This is a genomic window from Bartonella sp. MU37NMGALS (assembly GCF_042194015.1).
Taxonomy (GTDB): Bacteria; Pseudomonadota; Alphaproteobacteria; order Rhizobiales; family Rhizobiaceae; genus Bartonella; species Bartonella grahamii.
Genome location: NZ_JBHIML010000145.1, coordinates 1 through 617 on the forward strand (window position 1 = coordinate 1; position 617 = coordinate 617).

General features: G+C 42.5%; 1 protein-coding gene. It reads left to right on the plus strand.

Going from position 1 to position 617, the window contains the following annotated elements:
* Positions 1-617: POTRA domain-containing protein (locus ACFIJP_RS09600; RefSeq protein ID WP_375627203.1), on the plus strand; the 617-nt coding region annotated here is incomplete at both ends.

The window sequence follows — 617 nt, forward strand, 5'->3', positions numbered from 1 at the left end:
GAGAAATTACGGTCTTTAACGCCTAAAAGGATCAAGACGCCTTCAGAGCAAAATCCAGAAACGCTTTTGGGTGGGAAACAATGTTTTCCCATTCATGCTGTTGTTGTTGAGGGAGTGCATCATGTCAAAAAGCGCTCTATATCAGCCGTAACAGAGCCTTATGTTGGAAGATGTATTGGTCTTTTTGATATTCAGCTCTTAATCAAGAAGTTAACCAAAGTTTATTTGGATCAAGGCTATGTAACGGCGCGTTTTTATATTCCTGATCAAGATATCAAAAACAGCAAGACGCTCAAATTTGTTGTCGTTGAGGGCAAGCTTTCAGAGATTTACTATAATGGTTCACCGGCGTCTCGTTATAATAATGTTGTATGGAGTGCTTTTCCTGGGCTTCAAGGTCATGTTCTGAACATGCGCGATATTGAACAGGGGCTTGATCAGATCAATCGTTTGAGTTCAGCGCACGCTCAAAGCGAACTTCTTCCAGGGCGTGAAGAAGGCAGCACCATTGTCAATATTAACAATCATCCCGATAAAACGTTCAAGGTTACTGTTTCTCATGACAATATGGGACAAGCCTCTACGGGTTATGCGCGTTATAGTGCGGGCTTGAGGGT